The organism is Phenylobacterium sp. (genome assembly GCF_965229015.1).
Classification (GTDB): domain Bacteria; phylum Pseudomonadota; class Alphaproteobacteria; order Caulobacterales; family Caulobacteraceae; genus Phenylobacterium.
Window position 1 is genome coordinate 1912948 of record NZ_CBDDIM010000001.1, and the last position, 18424, is coordinate 1931371.

The following is an 18424-nucleotide window of genomic DNA, read 5'->3' on the forward strand; positions in this document are numbered from 1 at the left end:
ACAACCACTTCAGGCGTCTTCGGACATCGGTGGCGACGTGGCGGGGCTGGCCACCAAGGGTTGGGAACATCTTCGGCTCGCCGGTGCTTGGTATCGCGCCGCCCGTCCCCCAATATCGCGACATGATATTCGCCCGCTCGCCCGCGAAAGATCCCGCCTCGCTCTGGGTCGGCGATCGCGCCCGGCTGGGACTTGCGCTGGGCATGGTCCTGGCCTGGATCGGCCTTGGACTGGGCGGATGCGCGACAGCGAACGGGCCGGTTGGCGGCCCTCCGCGTTTGGGAAGCGGCGAGCCGTTCTTCGAATGTCGTGGCCCAACCACCGCGGCGCCGACGGTCGTCCTTGAAGCCGGCGCCTTCGGCACCTCCGCCGACTGGGGTCTCGCGATGCGGGATCTCGTCAAGACGGGGCGCGTCTGCGCCTACGACCGCCTGGGCCTCGGCCGGTCGCCGGACCGGATCACGGCGCCGACTCCGGAAAACATCGCGCGCGACCTTAGCAGCGCCCTCGATAACCTGGGGGAGACCCAGCCCGTCATCCTCGTGGGCCACTCCAACGGCGCCTTATATGTCGAAACCTTCGCCACCCTGTTTCCCGCGCGCGTGGCGGGCGTGCTCTATGTCGATGGCGTCGGCAGCGACGACCTCGACGAACCCCTGGTGATGTCGGACCTGCAGGATGAGGAAACCCTAGCCCGCCTGGCGGCGATCGGCGGGCGCATGGGCCTGGCGCCGCTGGTGGTCCAACCGACGATCGACGCCATCGGGCTCCAAGATTCGGCGGCGCATCACAAGTGGGCCGCCCTCACCTCCCCCCGGCATCTGCAGAATGCCCGCGATGAGGTCCTGCAAGTCCTGCCTGGCCTACGACGGGTAAGAGAAATCGGCGGGGTCGGCCCGACAACACCCACGGCGGTGATCGTGGCCAGTCTCGCGCCAACCGACCCAACCGACAGGGCATGGCGGCAGGCCCAGGCGGCGCCGGCCCGGCGGGCGTGTCAGGGCTGGGTCCTCGACGCCGATGGCGCCACCCACGTCTCCCCGCTCGGCCGGGATCGGAGCTACCTGCTGGCCGCGATTGCGTGGCTGAAGACCCCCGGTCTCAAGTCTGCGCGGGCCTGCGACGGGCAGGGATTTCGTCGGTAGACGTTGGAGGGGATGATGCGCTCTACCCTGCGTCACCGGCAATCGCGTCAGCCTGAATCATGCCGAGCAAGAACCTAGGCTTGCCCATCAGGGGGTTGCGCGCCGTCGCGCGTCCTACGCGCGACCAACCCCGCCATTGTCGAGCCCTGAACGATGACCGAGAAGATACCAGGGAGACCCATAAAGATGGGCGCGATTCCTGATATTGGGCGGCCGTTCTTCACAATTGGCCATTCGACCCGGTCCGTCGAAGAGATGGTTGACCTCCTTCGGGTGGCCGGAGCCGAGACAATCATCGATGTCCGCAAGATGCCGCGGTCTCGCGCCAATCCTCAATTCAACAGCGACGCCCTTCCTGCCGCACTCGCCGAGCGGCAGATCGGCTATCGCCACATTGCGTCCTTGGGTGGATTACGCGGGCGAGCGCCCCGGCTTGGGACTTCGCCCAATACGCTCTGGCGGAATAAGAGCTTCCGGAACTATGCCGACTATGCGCTGACGCCGCAGTTCAGAGAGGGGCTCGCCGAACTCACCGCCACGGGCCGCGAGCGCACCTGTGCGATCATGTGCGCGGAGGTTCTCTGGTGGCGATGCCACCGTCGGATCATCGCCGACTACCTGCTCAAGGACGGCAAGGCGGTTTTTCACATCCTGGGTCTGCACGACGTAAAGCCGGCCGTCCTGACACCCGGTGTTGAGCCGACTGCGGAAGGCCTGCTTTACCGAGACCAGCTGGCCCCCGGAAGCTGACGCGCCTGTCCGATAACGGGCAGCATCAAACCATTCGACGTCGACAACGAGGCCTCTCTTACCTCGCCCTGAGTCGGGGCCAGCCCGCTGCTTCTCCCATGTACGGGCCTGGGTCAACCATCCTCGGCTTCCTATTGGACTGACCTTCGAGCTGCTTATCCAGCCCAACGACCAAGTGTCTTCAGCTCGCTTTCGTCCACGATCATGGCTGCGATCTCTGCTCCGGTCAGCGGCTTGCGCGCCTTGCGCAGGGCAAGCTCCTCGCCCGACAGCCCAAATCTTAGACTCGCCGCAAACGCGGCGTCTCAGGTCGAGAGGTCTCTCCTGCCTGCAAACCGACGATGCTGACGATTGATCCGGCCTGTGCCCCTGGGGGATCACTGTCAGTCATTGAGGAGACTCCCAATCTGGTTGTTTAAAGAAGCGCGGCCGGGCCCAGCCGGCTGGCAGTCGAACGTTCGGGCAGGTTGAACACTGCGCCACGGTGGCGCGCGACGAGGTGGAAGCCAGCATGCTCGCCAAGCTTGCCGCATTCCGAAGGATACCGAGCGCTTTGCCGCGATTGCACCGAGCCGGGTCTGCGCCAATCAGTTCCTGGGCGCCCCTTCGACTGGTTCGCTGGAGGGGCGCGCGAAGGCCAGAGCTAGCGTCGACCTGCGACGCCCAGGGGTTTCGCCAGTAGACGGTAGATGGGCTGACGCATTCGGCCAACTCATCGACCCAGCTCAGCGACGCTCCGCCTGGAACCGGCCCAGCTCAGCGATGGCGCAGATGATGTGGGATCGTCCATGCAATCCGGATGCATTAGTTGACGAGCTATGTGTGGGATAAGGCAAGTAATCCATCGAGCTCGGATGCCGTTTCATCCACTTTTAGTGCGGCATGGCGGAGGCAATAGTCCGACTGATCGCCGTCGCTTCACGCAATTTCCGTCAGGGTCCTGTCCCTACCCATGTTTGGCGGACCGATCCGCCCGGCGCCACTTTTGCTGCGCCGCGAAAACATGTACCGGCCTGACGCAGGGCCAGCCTGAGCTTGGGGATAGAAGATGCACGTCACGATGATCGGCACCGGCTATGTGGGCCTGGTGAGCGGGGCCTGCTTCGCCGATTTCGGCCATGACGTGATCTGCATCGACAAGGACGCGGGCAAGATCGAGCGCCTGCGGGCCGGCGGGATTCCGATCTTCGAGCCGGGTCTGGACGTGCTGGTGTCCCAGAACGTCAAGGCCGGTCGCCTGTCCTTCGACACCGAGGCCGCCGCGGCGGTGAAGAAGGCCGACGCGGTGTTCATCGCCGTGGGCACCCCCTCGCGCCGCGGCGACGGCCACGCCGACCTCTCCTATGTCTACGCCGCCGCCGAGGAGATCGCCGGCCTCTTGGATGGCTTCACCGTCATCGTCACCAAGTCCACCGTGCCGGTGGGCACCGGCGACGAGATCGAGCGGATCATCAAGGCCAAGCGCCCCGACGCCCAGTTCGCGGTGGTGTCGAACCCCGATTTCCTGCGCGAGGGCGCGGCCATCGAGGATTTCAAGCGCCCCGACCGCGTGGTGGTGGGCCTGGAGGACGAACGCGCCCGGCCGGTGATGACCGAGCTCTACCGGCCGCTCTATCTGAACGAGACCCCCATCGTCTTCACCAGCCGCCGCACCAGCGAGCTGATCAAGTACGCCGCCAACGCCTTCCTGGCGCTGAAGATCACCTACATCAACGAGATCGCTGACCTCTGCGAGGCCCTGGGCGCCGACGTCCAGCACGTGGCCAAGGGCATCGGCCTGGACAAGCGGATCGGCGGCAAGTTCCTCAACGCCGGCCCCGGCTACGGCGGCTCCTGCTTCCCGAAGGACACCCTGGCCCTGGTGCGCACCGCCACCGACGCCGGCAGCCCGGTGCGGCTGATCGAGACCACGGTGGAGATCAACGACGCCCGCAAGAAGGCCATGGCCACCAAGGTGGCCGCGGCGCTGGAGGGCGACCTGGCCGGCAAGACCATCGGGGTCCTGGGCCTGACCTTCAAGCCCAACACCGACGACATGCGCGACGCCCCGGCGCTCGACATCATCCCGGCCCTGCAGAAGCTGGGCGCCAAGGTCCAGGCCTACGACCCCGAGGGGGAGGAGGCCAAGCACATGCTCAAGGATGTCGACTTCAAGGACGACGCCTACGCCGCGGCCACCGGCGCCGACGTCCTGGTGCTGATCACCGAATGGGACCAGTTCCGGGCGCTGGACCTCGACCGCATCAAGGACCTGATGAAGGCCCCGGTCATGGTCGACCTGCGCAATGTCTACAAGCCCGAGGACCTGCGCTCGCGCGGCTTCAAGTACGCCAGCATCGGGCGAGCGTGACAGCCTTGGTAAGGCGGTCGCAGTTGAGCGGCTCCGCCGCCCCATGACTTAAAAAAGTCTCCTAATTTCTGTCACTGACGCGGATCACGAATTTAAATGGCGATCGTACTTGTCACCGGATCGGCGGGCTTCATCGGCTCACATACGGCCCATCGTTTGCTCGACCGGGGGGACGAGGTGGTCGGTCTCGACGACCTCAACGCCTATTATGACCCGACGCTGAAGCAGGCGCGCCTGGCCCGTCTGGAGGCGCGCGAGGGCTACCGCCACGCCAAGATCGACCTGGCCGACCGCGAGGCCGTCGCCAAGCTGTTCCAAGAGGTGAAGCCCGACGGGGTGATCAATCTGGCCGCCCAGGCTGGCGTCCGCTACAGCCTGGAAAACCCAGAAGCCTACGTGGACTCAAACGTCGTGGGCTTCCTCAACATCCTCGAGGGCTGCCGCGCCACCCAGCCCAAGCACTTGGTCTTCGCCTCCACCAGCTCGGTCTACGGCGCCAACGGCAAGCTGCCCTTCTCGGTGCGCGATCCCGTGCACCACCCCATCACCCTCTATGCGGCCACCAAGCTCGCCAACGAGTCCATGGCCCACTCCTACGCCCACCTGTTCGGCATCCCTTCGACCGGCTTCCGGTTCTTCACCGTCTATGGCCCATGGGGCCGGCCGGACATGGCGCTGTTCAAGTTCACCGACGCGATCCTCAAGGGCGAGCCCATCGACGTCTATGGCCAGGGCAAGATGCAGCGGGACTTCACCTATGTGGACGACATCGTCTCAGGGGTGATCGCCGGCCTTGACCGGCCGCCGGGGATCGACGCGGCCTGGGACCCCCAGGCGCCCAATCCCGCCGCCAGCGGCGTCGCACCCTGGCGCATCCTCAACCTCGGCAACAGCCAGAGGGTGGAGCTGATGCGCTATATCCAGGTGCTCGAGGAGAAGCTCGGCCGCAAGGCGCAGCTCAACCTGATGCCTATGCAGCCCGGCGACGTCAGCCGCACCGAGGCAGACACCGCCGAGACCCAGGCGGCCCTCGACTACGCGCCTGCGACCCCCATCGAGACCGGCATCGGACGGTTCGTCGACTGGTATCTCGACTACTACAAGCCCAAGGGCGCCTGAGGTTTCCACCCCTGAGGATTGTATCTCTTCGCCTGGCGCGGGCGCGGGGTTGAGGCGCGGAAAGGCTGTCGGGCCAACGTTCCCCCCGGCCGCAAGGTCAGGGGCTATCGGACACTCGGAGCCGTGTGACAGGTCAGTCAGGTAGACCTGGGCCGCGAGTTAGATATTGCTGTCCTTGCGCCCATGAACATCGGCGACGCCATTAGGGCTTAAGGTCCCAGATTGCGTCAGGTCATTAGCGCTCCGCCAGACCCTAGCGGCCGGGCCGCCGTCTTCGCGGTGCTGCTGATCCGCCCCAGCGGCCAAGTGCCTGCAGCTCGTCTTCATCGACAATCATTGCTGCGAAGTCAGCTTCGGTAAGCGGTTTGCGCGCATTGCGCAGAGAAACCTCCTCCTGGGTAAGGCCAAAGTCGTAGACACGGCGCACGTTAAGCGGCCTTGCTGGAGGCTTCTCTCTCGACGGCGGCCGCACAATCCTGGGATCTCCCTGTGCGTCTGGCGGGTCAGTGTCGGCCATCGAGGGAGCTCCGAACTGAGTTGTTGGAAGGAATTTGGACAAGCCCACCCGATAGGTGGTCAACCGCCGGGATTTGGGCCGGGAAGAAGACTCGACGCCCCCACTCCGCTCGGCCAGCACCCGATAGCCGACATCGCCAACGACCTGCGAAACGCCGCTAAAGTCTCGCAGAGTGGGCCCTCGACCGGCTTTGGACCGTCATCTCAGCCAGAGCGCGGGGTAGAAGATCGTTCCAGGGGCTGGCGGTCGAGGGTCAGGCTTGGCTATCGGCCAAGCTCTTACAGGCTGTGATCAGATGATAGAGTGACGTTGCCGGCGCGAGCCCCTCCTGGAAGCTTGCATCCGCATTCATCTTGTCACGCCATACCCCGAGGCACGGCGTCTCAAGATATCGTCTCAATCCATTGGCCGCCTCGAGCGCGGCGTCGAGATCGTCCAGGATCAGGGCGGCCTTCAGATGTTCGGTTTGCGGCCATAGCCGCGCCGTACCGTCGCGCAGGGTGAGGTCGTCCCAGAGCTCGTTGACCGCGACCCTACGGACCGGGTCCACGCCTTTGCGCCCGATAGCGAAAAGGCGTCGGGCGACCGCTCGCGCGTCGCCGCGACCCCGCTGGCGGCCCCAGCGCTCCAACAGCCAGGCCCACTCAAACTGATGGCCCGGTTCCACCAGTCGCCCCTCGTCTCCCGCGGCCGGCCGCCACTCTTCGTCGAAGAATTCCCGCAAGAAGCCGCCTGCTGGATCGATGAAGGTGGTCAGCGCCGCCTTTACGATCTCGTCAGCCATGGCGTCCCAAGAGGCCTCCCCCGCCTCCCCCCACGCCATCGCCGCCTCGAGCAGGTGCATGTGGGCGTTGGCCTGGAAGGGCTGGGCGATGTTTTCCCGGAAGCCGCCATGAACATGCCGCATGGACTGCAGGCCCTGCCGGATCTTGTCGCCCTCGGCGACCAGATCGATGCGGCCGGGGTCGACCCGGTGCAGGGTCGCCAGGCCCAGGATGGCGAAGGCCTGATCATAGAGCATGGCGGTCTCGTCGATCGGCTCGCCATCAAGCCCGACCAGGGTCCGGATGAGGCCGTCTTCGCGTTGGAAGTGCGCCAGCATGTAGTCGAGCCCGTGCCAGGCCGCCTCCCGCCATGGCCCGTCCCAGCCCATCATGCCTGCCAGCGCGTAGGCGAAGATCTGACGCCCCTGGACCCGCGCACGGCGCGGAGCCGGCCGCGGCTCGCCCTCCAGGCTCAGGGCCTCGAGAAAGCCGCCGCCAACATGGTCGGCCCCGACCTTCCACCAGAGGGGAAGAGCGTGCATGCGCAACCAGTTATCGTACCAGTCGGCCGCCTCGCGCAGAGACCTGAAATCGTTTGCAGGCGCCATGAAGCGCATCAGTCCCTTGGATGGAGGCTCGTCGCGAAATCTCGCGGCGTCGCGCCACCCGAGGTGGCGCGGCACTGTCTGCCTCAATTGGGTGAGGCTACGCAATTGCCGCGTGCGCGAAGTCGTTTGGCGGAGGCTAAGGGTTCGCCCTCGCCGCTTCCGCCTGATGCCAGCGCCAGGCCGTTTCAATGATCTCGCTCAGGCCGTACCGCGGGGTCCAGCCCAGGACCTCGCGGGCCTTGCGATTGTCGGCTACCAGGGCCGGAGCGTCGCCGGGACGCCGCGGGGCGGGCTGGGCGTCGAAGGCGCCGCCCGAGGCCTGCTTGATGGATGCCACCAGCTCCCGGACACTGGTGCCTGTGCCCGTCCCGAGGTTGAAGACCTCGCTCGCCCCGCCCGACAGCAGATGGCGCAGGGCCAGGACGTGGGCGTCGGCCAGATCCAGCACGTGGATGTAGTCGCGCACGGCGGTGCCGTCGGCGGTGGGATAGTCGTCGCCGAAGATCTTGAAGCCGTGGTTCGACCCCATGGCCGCGCGGATGGCGAGGGGAATGGCGTGGGTCTCGGGCTCGTGCCGCTCGCCGATGCGGCCCTGCGGATCGCAACCCGCCGCGTTGAAGTAGCGCAGGATCACCGAGCGGAAGCCGGAATAGCGATCCAGGTCGCGCAGGATCTGCTCCACCATCAGCTTGGAATGGCCATAGGGGTTGAGCGGCGCCTGGGGATGGGTCTCGTCCATCGGCACCTGTTGCGGGTCGCCATAGGTGGCGCAGGTCGACGAGAAGACCAGGGCGTCGACGCCGGCCCGCCGGGCGGCCTCGATGAGGTTCAGGGCGCCGGCGACATTGTTCTCATAGAAGCGGCCGGGATGCAGCACCGACTCCCCGACCTCGATGAGGGCGGCGAAATGGATGACCGCGGCAGGCTTGTAGGCGGCGAACACCTCGTCGAGGCGCGCGGCGTCCCGGATGTCCCCCACCTCCAGCGGCCCCCACTGGGCGAACTCGGCGTGGCCGTTCGACAGATTGTCAAACACCACGGGCCGGAAGCCGGCCTCGGACAGGCGCAGGCAGGTGTGCGAGCCGATGTAGCCGGCGCCGCCGCTGACCAGGATTGTCTGCATGCGCGCCCGGGGCCCGCCTAGAAGAACCGCTCGGCGATCCGGATCGTGTCGCCGGGGGCGACCGGCGTATTGGCGTCCAGCGGGTACTCTTCTTCCTTGTCGCTGTCCTGGCGCTTGATGAATACGCGCTTGGTGTTGGCGCGGTAGGTGTATCCGCCAGCGGTCGCCACGGCGTTCACCACGCTCAGCCCGGTCGTGTAGGGATAGGTGCCCGGCTTCTCGACTTCGCCCAGGATGTAGAAGGGACGGTAGTTGAGGATCTCCACGCTGACGCGGGGCTCCTTGAGATAGCCCTCCTTAAGCGCCGTCTCGACGGAGGCCTGGAATTCCCGGGCGGTGAGACCCAGCGCAGGCAATTCGCCCACCAGCGGGATCGAGACCTTTCCCGAGCCGCCGACGAAGAACTCGCCGCTCAGCGACTCCTCACCAAAGGTGATCACCCGCACCTTGTCGCCGGAGCCCAGCCGATATTCCGGCACCTCGCGAACGACCGGCGCCGCGGGCTCGGCGGCCTGCGCCGCGGGAACAAGGGTCGAAAAGGCGAACATGGCCAAGGCCGCCACGACCCAGGGGCGGACGAACCAAAACACAGACCTTGACGTCTTCTCCGAAGTGTTGCGCGCAGAGCCGACCGCTGTCCTCGCTGTCCTTGGTGAAGGCCACGATCGCGCACGCATAGAGGGTCGGAGCGCTGAACTCAGACTCACCGATAATGTGAGACTGCTAGGCTTCAGAGAGGACGTGGAACGGTGGATTGCGACCGCAGAGGTGTGCGTGATCGGATCCGAACGCGAAGGACTTCCGCGAGCGGCCGTGCAATACGCCCTCTGCGCCAGACCAATGGTAGTCACCGATCTTCCGGGGATTGAAGCCGTGCTGAGAGACGGAAGGTCAGGTTACCTTGTTCCGTCGGATCGCCTCGATTTGATGGCCGAACCGCTGATGCGGCTATTGGCAGATGACGATCTGCGGCTCGATATGGCAAGGGCGGCTGGCCAGCTTGACCTGTCCCAATGGAGCAGCGCCCATATGGTCTCCGAATTGGAGCGGCTCTACGTGGAACTGCTACGGAGGAAGGGGGCACTATGAGTGGCCTGCCCCCGACGTGAATCCGGTCTAGCATGCCGACACAACGAGAATTCTAGCATGGTGATGAAGAAGCCCGCAGCAGATGCGGACACCTTCATCACCATGCTAGCTCCTTTCAAAGGCCAACACCCGCTCTCCAGACGCGTCGATCTTCAGGATGAACCCTTGAGCAAGGAGAGATCTCACAATCTCGGATGCGGCTTCATCACCGATAACGTGGGGATGAATTTCAGCGCACAGTACTCGCACATGCGCCGGAAGCGGTTTTGCAAGAATTTCCCGCTCCGCTCCTTCCACATCCATCATTACGAATGTCGGCTGAAGATCTGCCAGAATTCGACCAAAAGCCACCATTTCCACGGTGATTTCTTTCGCTCCGCCACGATCCACCAGCGATGATGACCCGAAAGCCTCCCGCACGAAAAAGGTTGCTGTCCCGTCCTCGGCCCCAACGGCGGCTTGCCTCACATCCGCTGTGAGCCCATTCTGCGCTAGAAGCCTGTGGATGGACGGGATTAAGGACGGATTTGCCTCAAAAGTATGTAACGTGGCGCGCGCTAGTCGTTTCGCTATTACGGTACTGAGCACTCCGCTGCCCGCACCGATTTCTAGCACCACATCCTCTGCCCGAAGCAACGCCTCTACGGCGGCGATTTCGCATCGCTCGTGCAGGCCCCGATAGAGCTTCCGCCGGAGGGCGTGAAGCGGTCCATCCGCCCCTACTGGAATTGTGACCCCGTGGTATTGGATTCGCTTTGGGCTCCTCATTCGCAAAGCCACATAACGCGCTACACCAACCACAGTCTCGCGCGGCGTCTCTGGAAGATAGGTCATGCTTTCCCCTGCTGAGTGACCGTAAACACGCCCATGGCTTGCGTAAAGGCTTCACCGGTTCTGTTCACGCAAACTGCGCATTTGCTCCGCCGCGCGCCACCACTCAGTTCCACCCACTTTGGGATCCCTGAATCCATGGATTTCCTATTACAATAATTGGGCAAAATAGGAGGCTCCGGGGTTCGGCATCCAACCCTCAACGGTCTCCTAAACCCAAACATTCCAATCCGCCTCCCCCACATACCGCCCCACCACATTCACAGACGTCCAGCCCCCGGCGCTCATGATCTGCAGCAGGCTCTTGCCGGCGGTCATCAGGTCCTGGGCGGCGCCGACGCGCATGGAGTGGCTGGAGAGGGCGGCTGTGGTTGGGGCGGGGACGCCGGCGCGCTGAGCGGCGGCCTTGAGGCGGCGGCTGATGGCGACGGAGAGCAGGCCCTTGGCCTGGAGGTGGCCTCCGATGACGGCGCGGAGGATCGGGCCCTCGTGGATGGCCGCCGCCGCCACCCATTCATCCAGGCGCGCCAGGGCGACGGCGGAGAGGTAGCCCCAGCGGCCGTCGCCGAACTGGTCGTTCTTGGCGCGGCGCACCAGGATCTTGGCGCCGCCGTCGGACAGGCGGGTGAGGTCCTCCAGCCGCAGGCAGACGAGTTCGGAGCGGCGGCACAGGGTGTCGTAGCCGATAGCGATCATGGCGCGGTCGCGCCGGCCGATCAGGGTGTCGGGGCAGGCGGTGGACCTTGCGGATGGCGGACAGGCGGCGTTTCAGGGTGGAGGACGCCGACGTGACGGCGTCGGCGGCGATGAAGTCGGCGACCACCAGCGGGGTGGCCGGCAGCGGCGCGCGGGCGTTGTCCAGACACCACCTCTCGAAGATCGTGAAGTCGGAGCGGTAGCTGCGCAGGGTGTGCTCGGAATAGGCCCCGTCGAGATGCTCGATCGCGGCCTGCCAATCAAGGATCGACATGCGCGCGAGTGGATGGGACTGTAATGGCAATTGCGTTCCCCTAAGGGGATCGTTTTGGCACTAATAGTGACGTTGATCTAGTCCATACATGCTGACCGGCGTTCAAATTCGCAGCGCTCGAGGCGCTCTTCGCTGGTCATCTGAGGACCTGTCGGCCCGGTGCGGCGTCGCATCCCGCACAATCAAGCGCTTGGAGCAACACGACGGCGTCCCTCCCAGCCGTTCCAGCACCCTGATGGACATCCGCGCCGCCCTTGAGGCCGCGGGCATCGAGTTCGTCGGCACGCCGGAGGACGGCCCGGGCATACGCCTGCGCACCCCCCAGGGACGCCCGCCGGCCTGAGCCCCAGCCGGGAATGCCAACGCCAGTAGCGCTCTGGAACACGGGCGCTTGCGTCTTGCACGTCGTGACGCGCGCACGGTGGGCCGGCCAGACGAGCCGCTCAGATCCCGCCGCTTAATCACCCAGGCGGCTGAGACGTCGCCGCGCGAACTGCGTTGGCGCCCACGGCCAGCGCCTGACGATGAGCCTGGCCGGGCGCCAGATTCAGGGCTCGCTCATGAATTGGCCTGCACAATCTAACCTATCACCGGCGCCTGCGGGGTCAGTTTTGGCGAAAACGGCCCCAGAGCCCAGCACGCCCGAGACTGACATTGCACTGACATTGCCCCCACGCCTGACAAGACAGGTGGTGACAGTCCTGCTTTCCAGGCGGAGCCTAGGTTCGGTGGCCGGCAGGGAGCCCAAACCGGGTCCCGCGAAGTCCCGCCTCGTCCCGCATCATCCCGGAAGTAGAATTTGCATTAGGACCCCTACAGCACCCAAACCGATCGAAACCGATGTCCGATAGCGCTGAAGCTCCGACCTCAGACCGTTAGCTCGGTCACCATTGCCACCCCCGCCGCCTCCAGCGCCGCGATCAGCTCGGCCACCGTCGCCTCCAGCTCCGCCGCGTCCCGCCCGCGCAGCACCAGGTTGGAGCCATAGCCGCCGTCGCCATAGAACGGGTAGCTGCCCAGGCTCATCGTCGGGTGGGCCTTGGCCACCGTCTCCAGCGGGGCGGCGATCACGCCCTCGCCGGAGCCCTCGACCCGCACCGTGCGGCTCAGCACGACGGCCCCGCCCTTCAGGCGGTGACCCACGTCCTCCAGCATGCCGCGCATGATCTGCGGTACCCCGGCCAGGACGAAGACATTGCCGATGGTGAAGCCTGGCGGGCCCTGGACGGGGTTCTTCACCAGGTCGCCGCCGACCGGGACCCGGGCCATGCGGCGGCGCGCGGCGTTGGGCTCGGCGCCCCAGCGGGCGGTCATCATGGCGATGATGTCGGGGTGCTCGTAGAGCTCGACCCCGAAGGCCGCGGCCACGGCGTCGGCGGTGATGTCGTCGTGGGTGGGGCCGATGCCGCCGGTGGTGATGACATAGTCGTAGCGGGTGCGAAGCGCGTCGAGGGCGGCGATGATGTCCTCGTGGACATCGGAGACGGTGCGCGCCTCCATCAGGTCCACCCCGTGGACGCCGAGATAGAGGGCGATGTCGCGCAGGTTGGTGTCCTGGGTGCGGCCCGAGAGGATCTCGTCGCCGATGATCAGCACCGCGGCGGTGACCGCCTGACCTTCCTTGCCCGCCGGACTACCCATCGCTGCGCTCCTCACCTAGATCAGGCATCCGCATAGCCGATCGGACGCCCCCCGCCCATGGACTTTCCCCAACCCCTCCAGCGCGGCCGGCTGGTGAGCCGCTACAAACGCTTCTTCGCCGATGTGGTGCTGGAGGACGGGACGGAGATCACCACCCACTGTCCCAATCCCGGCGCCATGCTGGGGCTGAACACCCCGGGCTTCCCGGTGTGGATCTCCCGGTCCGATAACCCCAAGCGCAAGCCCGCCCACACCCTGGAGATCGTCGAGGTGGACGGCGGGTTGGTGGGGATCAACACGATGCACTCGCAGGCGGGAAACTGGCTTTCGGGCTAAGCCCGCTCGGTGAGTTCCGCTCGCAAGCGCGCCAAGTCATCAGCGGGAAATTGACCGCTGATTATCTCACCCACCTTCTTCCCCGTTCTCCTGTCAAAGACGCGAATACCGGGAAGGATGGGAACGTCGCCGACCCCACCGGCCTGAAGCTCCGCGCTCGCCCGAGGGATCGACCAACGGGTGTGCCAGTAGCGGGTTAGCCAGAGCCGATCCGCCGATAGATGCAGACGCACCGTTGCGATCTCAAGCACGCACCAGCCGCCAAGGAGAAACAGAAAGCCGCCCGCGAAGAGGGCCATGGGAATGTCACCATCTTTGGCGAGTGCCCAGCCACCGACAACGCTAAGCACGATGAACGGCGTGCCGATGCAGGCCATAATGACCTGCCCTGCCTTTGCGGGTCTAATCGTCCATGGCTGCGGGTTCAGCGAGAGCATGAACCAAAGCTTAGCTATAGGAAGCTTCACAGGCACGAGCGAAGTGAAAGACAGAAATGGAATTCCCGACCCCACTTGTTCGCGGTCGCCTCATCCAACGCTACAAGCGGTTCCTCGCCGACATCGTGCTCGATAACGGGACGGAGATCACGGCCCACTGCCCAAATCCCGGCGCGATGATTGGGCTGAACATGCCCGGTTTGACGTGCTGGTTGTCCAAGTCACCTGACCCAAAGCGCAAGCTGCCCTACACGTGGGAGTTGGTGGAGGCGCCGAGCCACGATGGAAAGTTTCTCGCCGTAGGCTTGAACACCATGCATCCCAACCGCCTGGTGGCCGAGGCGCTTGAGGCCGGCGTCATTCCCGAGCTGGCGGGCTATGCCTCCATCCGCCGCGAGGTGAACTATGGGATCGCCAGCCGCATCGATTTCCTGCTGGAGGCGCCGGCGCGGCCGCCCTGCTGGCTGGAGGTGAAGAACAGCCACCTCAAGCGCGGCGGGACCCTCGCCGAATTCCCCGACTGTGTCGCGGCCCGCTCGCTGAAGCACCTGGCCGAGCTGAAGGCGATGGTGGCGGAGGGCCACCGGGCGGTGATGCTGTTCGTCATCCAGCGCACCGACTGCGACCAGTTCGCCGCCTGCGCCGAGCTCGATCCCAAATACGCCGCCGGTCTGATTGACGCGGCGCGGGCCGGCGTTGAGGTTTTGTGCTATGCTTGCCATATCGGTGCGGACGCCATCCGCATCACCCACCGCATCCCCTGGCGCGACGCCCTCGTCGCGGAGTCCTGACATGACCCTCAACGACGTCCTCGAGGCCGAAACCCGCACCGGCGAGATCCGCGTCCATGGCCCCGAAGGGTTCGAGGGCATGCGGATCGCCGGCAAGCTGGCGGCCGAGTGCCTGGACATGCTGACCCCCCACGTGGTCCCCGGCGTGGTCACCGACGAACTGGACCGCCTGGCCCGGGAGTTCATCCTGGACCACGGGGCCCTGCCCGCCTGCCTGGGCTATCGCGGCTACACCAAGACCGTCTGCATCTCGGTCAATCACGTGGTCTGTCACGGCATTCCCAGCGAGCGGGCCCTGCGCGAGGGCGACATCGCCAATGTCGACGTCACCGTCATCCTGGACGGCTGGCACGGCGACCACAGCCGCATGTACGGCGTGGGGCCCGTCGCCCCGCGCGCCAAGCGCCTGATCGACGTGACCTATGAGGCCATGCAGCGGGGCCTGGACGCGGTGAAGCCCGGCGCCCGGACCGGCGATATCGGCCACGCCATCCAGCAGTACGTCGAAGCCCAGCGCTGCTCGGTGGTGCGCGACTTCTGCGGCCACGGCCTGGGCCGCGTCTTCCACGACGCCCCCAACATCCTGCACTTCGGAAACAAGGGCACGGGCGAACTGCTGCGGCCCGGCATGTTCTTCACCATCGAGCCGATGGTGAACCTGGGCAAGCACCCGGTGAAGGTCCTGGCCGACGGCTGGACCGCCGTGACCCGCGACAAGTCTCTGTCAGCCCAGTGCGAGCATTCGGTGGGGGTGACCGAGACCGGCTACGAGGTCTTCACCCTCTCGCCTCAAGGCCTGTTCAAGCCGCCGGTGCAGGGCGACTGAGGCGCCGGGCGCCTAGGAGAGCAGCGCCCGGGCGGTGATGATCAGGACCGCCCAGCCCACAAGACTGGCGGCGGTGATGACAGCCAGGGAGCGGCGGGCCGACCAGCGCCGATCGTCGTCGTGATGCTCGGCGAAGCTGGCGGCCAGATCGGCCTGCAGGGCGCGGGCCGGACTGTCGACCGGGTCGAAGGCGCCATCTGCTAGACGCACCGGCGAGGGGGCAAGGACCCAGGCCTCGGCGGGGATCGCGGGAATCTCAAGCGCCTCGGGGGCGGGCTCGGCGGCGCGTTTCTGGGGGCGGGCCATCGCTGGGGTCTCTCCACGAACGACTCAACCTTGACCACTTTGAGTCTAACAAATCCTCTCTGTGCGTAGTTACTGAGCGGTAAGGCGCAGGCGGGCGCCAACGCTTCAGAATCCACTCACTGCAACGGTCGAGTCACCCCGCAAAGCCAAGCGCCGCCTCGATCTTCGCGATCGGCGTGCTTGCAGATTCCAGAACGCCTAGGGAACGACGACGCGACGAACGGTCGCGGGGCCCTTCATGCCGGACGCTAGGGAGTTTCTGGGACGCGACCTTCCGGCTGAGCTTGAGCTCCACAAGCCGGGCAGATCGACTGCACTACGTTCGCGCAGTTCAGCGGTCGTTGCTGACCAGCATGTCGCCAAGCTTGGCCCAGTTTAGCGTGGAGTGCATCTGGGCGTAGATGGCGTTCATCCACCCCTGGCGGCGCAGGAGCAGGAAGGCTTCGTCGGGCAGGCCGCGCAGGCGGGCCTCGTCGATGGTGGCGAAGCCGGCCATCTTGAGGTCGCCGCCGGTGGGCAGCTGGATCGTCGCCGCCCGACACTCCAAGACGCCGCAGGCCACCAGGGCCTCGACGAACGGTGCGGTGGCCAGGTCTGCGGCGCGGACGGACTTGCAGAAGTCGAAGGCCGATTTCACCAGCCGCGAGGGCTCGCCGTCGGCGAACAGCGGCTGGCCGCCACCCGGCACCAGGATCTCCGGGTCGTTCTCGATGCAGAGCTGGACCCCCAGCTCATCCCCCTCCCCGTACTCGGCCAGGATGAAGGGGTAGCGCCGCACATAGGCCGGCACATAGGCGCCGGACAGCCAGGCCCCGTCGGCGCCGACGAACAGGTTCTCGTCGTCACGCAGCCCCACCACCGCCACCGGCCGCGCCCCGCCCTCGGTGGTGAAGGCGATGGGATAGGACAGAGCCGCCAGCGGGATCTCCGACAGGCTGATGGGAATGGCGTTGGTCTTGCGGGCGAAGCCATAGTCCAACGCATCGACCAGCCCCGCCGCGCCATGCGCGGCCGGGTGAAGCGCGACCGGATTCTGATAGAAAAGTGGTCTCATCACGAAACGAACAGCTCCCCCAAGCCATTCCGTCTGCAAGCCTCAGGCCGCGGACGATCACTTCTTTAATCATGGCTTAAGGAGTTGCGCCACCCCGACTCCACAACATGAGTAACAACGGTTGCCAACGCGCATGTCGCGGGCGTCTGGCAGGCCTCCTCAGGCGTGGTAGGGGAACCGGGATGGAACCCCGACGCGACTTCAGGCGATGCCTAGCAACTTGATTGCTCGATCAATGCCCGCGGGATGTAACACGACCCGCTGAGGACGTCCGCCTATGACGCCGCGATAGGCTAAGATATCGGTTATGCGAGGCCCGAGGCTGCGCCTCACCTGAACCACGGCCCCAGTCCGCGCTGACCCGCCTGACCGGCGCCGTCACTGAAGCCGACACCGGACCTGTAGAAGCTGAGGCAACTAACAGGGCGGGCGCCGCGCCGGGGCGCGGCAAGCCCCAGCTCCGCTCGGATCAGTGACCGCGACCGTAAACTTCAGCTCGGCTCTTGGTGGTGACGAGTCCGGCGGTCGATGTGGACAACACCGTCGAACCGAGAATCCACGCGGTGCGATTTTCGGAGCGCAGGGCGAGTCGCTTCTTGCCCCGGACCGTATAGATTCGCTCGATCGTACCAAGCGAAACGCCGTCGCGATCATTCACGACCTGTCCGACCTTCAACACGGGGATTCGCACGACCGCCGCATTGTCGCCGGCCGCCTGTGTTCCCGACGCCGACATTTCGGTGAGCGGGCTGGTCGCCCCAACGCCCGACACGGACGAGCTTACTGGCGCCGAGGGCGCGGCGACGCCGCCTGGCGATGATCCTGCCCCGGTGGTGGAAGCAGCGCCGGTTCCCGGCGACACCGTGATCTGCGCAGAGGCAGGCATCGCGATAAGGGCTGCGGCTGCGGCAGTCAGAACGAACTTGATCATTTCGAGCTCCATGGCGCACTCGCCATGGCGGGAACACCCAGCACAAGAAGTGGTTCCCGCCTCTCTTACCCGCGATGGGAGGTATAGAGCCGCCTTGCCGCTGGCGTAGGCAGCTCGGACTAAGTGCTACCCAAATCCCGCCCAAGTACTGCGGTCATACCTCGCGGATATCGGGAATTTTTCTAACTATGCGGCTGAATAACGCTACGGGATCTTGAGACAATGCCCGCGCAATAGCGCAGAATTCAATCAGATCTATACGACGTTCTCCTCGTTCGAACTTCGAGACGAACGACTGAGGTCTGCCGATCTTTCCTGCAAGCTCCAATTGCGTCAGTCCCGCTGTGCCGCGCGCCTCTACTAGAGCGTCGGTAAGCACTGCGTAGGCGTCGGTGAAGACCGATCGAGACATTGGCAAGCCGGAAAACTGCGTTTCGGCTCTTCCCTTAAAACCCGAATTCGGATATCCCATATTGGGTTTTCGGTCGGTTGGTCGATCAAGCCGATGCGTCTGAAGGATCCCAATGTGTGCGAGAATGAGAATTAGACGCCAGCAGCACGCGATCAGCGCCGAACGAGCTCCGCCTCGGTCACCCCCAGCGCGCCAGCAATCCGCTCCAGGACATTAAGGGTGATGTTGCGATGACCGTTCTCTACGCCGGACAGGTAGGTCACGTGGATCCCGGCGCGATGAGCGAGCTCGTCCTGCGGCAAGCCCTGCGCTTCACGCAGGCGCTTCACATTTCGGCCGACCACCGCCCGCAGATCCATCCTGCGACTTCGGCGATGACGACTTGGCCACGGAATAGACTATGAGTAAAGTTGGCGCCTCGATG

The 18424-nt window shown here is 65.3% G+C and carries 20 protein-coding genes and 2 pseudogenes; 9 read left to right on the forward strand and 13 right to left on the reverse strand.

Features of this window, described 5'->3' with window-relative positions:
• Positions 1-122: 122 nt before the first annotated feature.
• The 4 genes from ACO06I_RS09575 to ACO06I_RS09590 all read left to right on the forward strand — a co-directional run bounded on the left by ACO06I_RS09575 (position 123) and on the right by ACO06I_RS09590 (position 5364).
• Positions 123-1145, forward strand: a complete 1023-nt coding sequence (locus ACO06I_RS09575) for an alpha/beta fold hydrolase (protein ID WP_421932348.1) — start codon at positions 123-125, stop codon at positions 1143-1145.
• 153 nt (positions 1146-1298) lie between these two features.
• Positions 1299-1895: a DUF488 family protein gene (locus tag ACO06I_RS09580; protein ID WP_421932349.1), complete on the forward strand. Its 597-nt coding sequence runs from the start codon at positions 1299-1301 to the stop codon at positions 1893-1895.
• 1048 nt (positions 1896-2943) lie between these two features.
• Positions 2944-4245 (forward strand): UDP-glucose dehydrogenase family protein, encoded by a 1302-nt coding sequence (locus tag ACO06I_RS09585; RefSeq protein ID WP_421932350.1) that lies wholly within the window; start codon positions 2944-2946, stop codon positions 4243-4245.
• Positions 4246-4341: 96 nt separating this feature from the next.
• A complete protein-coding gene (locus ACO06I_RS09590; RefSeq protein WP_421932351.1) occupies positions 4342-5364 on the forward strand; it encodes an NAD-dependent epimerase in 1023 nt (340 codons plus the stop codon).
• Positions 5365-6134: 770 nt separating this feature from the next.
• On the opposite strand, the gene ACO06I_RS09595 is transcribed toward ACO06I_RS09590, so the two are convergent.
• From ACO06I_RS09595 to ACO06I_RS09605, 3 genes are all read right to left on the reverse strand, one after another.
• On the reverse strand, positions 6135-7328 hold the full coding sequence (locus ACO06I_RS09595) for an AGE family epimerase/isomerase (RefSeq protein ID WP_421932352.1): 1194 nt from the start codon (positions 7326-7328) through the stop codon (positions 6135-6137).
• A gap of 61 nt (positions 7329-7389) precedes the next feature.
• On the reverse strand, positions 7390-8376 hold the full coding sequence (gene galE / locus ACO06I_RS09600) for a UDP-glucose 4-epimerase GalE (RefSeq protein ID WP_421932353.1): 987 nt from the start codon (positions 8374-8376) through the stop codon (positions 7390-7392).
• A gap of 17 nt (positions 8377-8393) precedes the next feature.
• On the reverse strand, positions 8394-8924 hold the full coding sequence (locus ACO06I_RS09605) for a polysaccharide biosynthesis/export family protein (RefSeq protein WP_421932354.1): 531 nt from the start codon (positions 8922-8924) through the stop codon (positions 8394-8396).
• Between ACO06I_RS09605 and ACO06I_RS09610 the strand changes: the two genes are divergently transcribed.
• Positions 8923-9465: a glycosyltransferase gene (locus tag ACO06I_RS09610; protein ID WP_421932355.1), complete on the forward strand. Its 543-nt coding sequence runs from the start codon at positions 8923-8925 to the stop codon at positions 9463-9465. The two genes, ACO06I_RS09605 and ACO06I_RS09610, sit on opposite strands and share 2 nt — an antisense overlap.
• 105 nt (positions 9466-9570) lie before the next feature.
• Here the strand turns inward: ACO06I_RS09610 and ACO06I_RS09615 are convergent, their stop codons facing one another.
• From ACO06I_RS09615 to ACO06I_RS09625, 3 genes and pseudogenes are all read right to left on the reverse strand, one after another.
• On the reverse strand, positions 9571-10299 hold the full coding sequence (locus tag ACO06I_RS09615) for an FkbM family methyltransferase (protein ID WP_421932356.1): 729 nt from the start codon (positions 10297-10299) through the stop codon (positions 9571-9573).
• Between the two features lie 207 nt (positions 10300-10506).
• Positions 10507-11016 (reverse strand): tyrosine-type recombinase/integrase, encoded by a 510-nt coding sequence (locus tag ACO06I_RS09620; RefSeq protein ID WP_421933613.1) that lies wholly within the window; start codon positions 11014-11016, stop codon positions 10507-10509.
• A gap of 25 nt (positions 11017-11041) precedes the next feature.
• Positions 11042-11266: pseudogene (locus ACO06I_RS09625) on the reverse strand (site-specific integrase); the annotation flags it as partial.
• A gap of 190 nt (positions 11267-11456) precedes the next feature.
• Between ACO06I_RS09625 and ACO06I_RS09630 the strand changes: the two are divergent.
• Positions 11457-11609: a hypothetical protein gene (locus ACO06I_RS09630; RefSeq protein ID WP_421932357.1), complete on the forward strand. Its 153-nt coding sequence runs from the start codon at positions 11457-11459 to the stop codon at positions 11607-11609.
• Between the two features lie 524 nt (positions 11610-12133).
• Here ACO06I_RS09630 and ACO06I_RS09635 read toward each other — a convergent pair.
• Positions 12134-12907 carry a competence/damage-inducible protein A gene (locus tag ACO06I_RS09635; protein ID WP_421932358.1) on the reverse strand — a complete coding sequence of 258 codons (774 nt, stop codon included), beginning with the start codon at positions 12905-12907 and terminating at the stop codon, positions 12134-12136.
• Positions 12908-12964: 57 nt separating this feature from the next.
• Here ACO06I_RS09635 and ACO06I_RS09640 point away from each other — a divergent pair.
• A pseudogene (locus ACO06I_RS09640) lies at positions 12965-13210 on the forward strand (DNA/RNA nuclease SfsA); the annotation flags it as partial.
• A 29-nt stretch (positions 13211-13239) separates the two neighbouring features.
• Here the strand turns inward: ACO06I_RS09640 and ACO06I_RS09645 are convergent.
• Positions 13240-13680: a hypothetical protein gene (locus ACO06I_RS09645; RefSeq protein ID WP_421932359.1), complete on the reverse strand. Its 441-nt coding sequence runs from the start codon at positions 13678-13680 to the stop codon at positions 13240-13242.
• A 56-nt stretch (positions 13681-13736) separates the two neighbouring features.
• On the opposite strand from ACO06I_RS09645, the gene sfsA reads away from it, so the two are divergent.
• Both sfsA and map read left to right on the forward strand, forming a co-directional pair.
• A complete protein-coding gene (gene sfsA / locus ACO06I_RS09650) occupies positions 13737-14471 on the forward strand; it encodes a DNA/RNA nuclease SfsA (RefSeq protein ID WP_421932360.1) in 735 nt (244 codons plus the stop codon).
• Between the two features lies 1 nt (position 14472).
• The gene (gene map, locus ACO06I_RS09655) at positions 14473-15297 is read left to right on the forward strand and encodes a type I methionyl aminopeptidase (RefSeq protein ID WP_421932361.1); all 825 of its coding nucleotides are present in this window, start codon (positions 14473-14475) and stop codon (positions 15295-15297) included.
• A 12-nt stretch (positions 15298-15309) separates the two neighbouring features.
• Here the strand turns inward: map and ACO06I_RS09660 are convergent, their stop codons facing one another.
• The 5 genes from ACO06I_RS09660 to ACO06I_RS09680 form a co-directional block, all read right to left on the reverse strand.
• A complete protein-coding gene (locus ACO06I_RS09660; RefSeq protein WP_421932362.1) occupies positions 15310-15603 on the reverse strand; it encodes a hypothetical protein in 294 nt (97 codons plus the stop codon).
• Between the two features lie 331 nt (positions 15604-15934).
• The gene (locus ACO06I_RS09665; protein ID WP_421933614.1) at positions 15935-16657 is read right to left on the reverse strand and encodes a SapC family protein; all 723 of its coding nucleotides are present in this window, start codon (positions 16655-16657) and stop codon (positions 15935-15937) included.
• A gap of 469 nt (positions 16658-17126) precedes the next feature.
• On the reverse strand, positions 17127-17588 hold the full coding sequence (locus ACO06I_RS09670; protein WP_421932363.1) for a hypothetical protein: 462 nt from the start codon (positions 17586-17588) through the stop codon (positions 17127-17129).
• A gap of 154 nt (positions 17589-17742) precedes the next feature.
• A complete protein-coding gene (locus ACO06I_RS09675; protein WP_421932364.1) occupies positions 17743-18060 on the reverse strand; it encodes a helix-turn-helix domain-containing protein in 318 nt (105 codons plus the stop codon).
• Positions 18061-18152: 92 nt separating this feature from the next.
• Entirely contained in the window at positions 18153-18359 is a 207-nt protein-coding gene (locus ACO06I_RS09680; RefSeq protein ID WP_421932365.1) for a helix-turn-helix domain-containing protein, read from the reverse strand.
• Positions 18360-18424 lie beyond the last annotated feature (65 nt).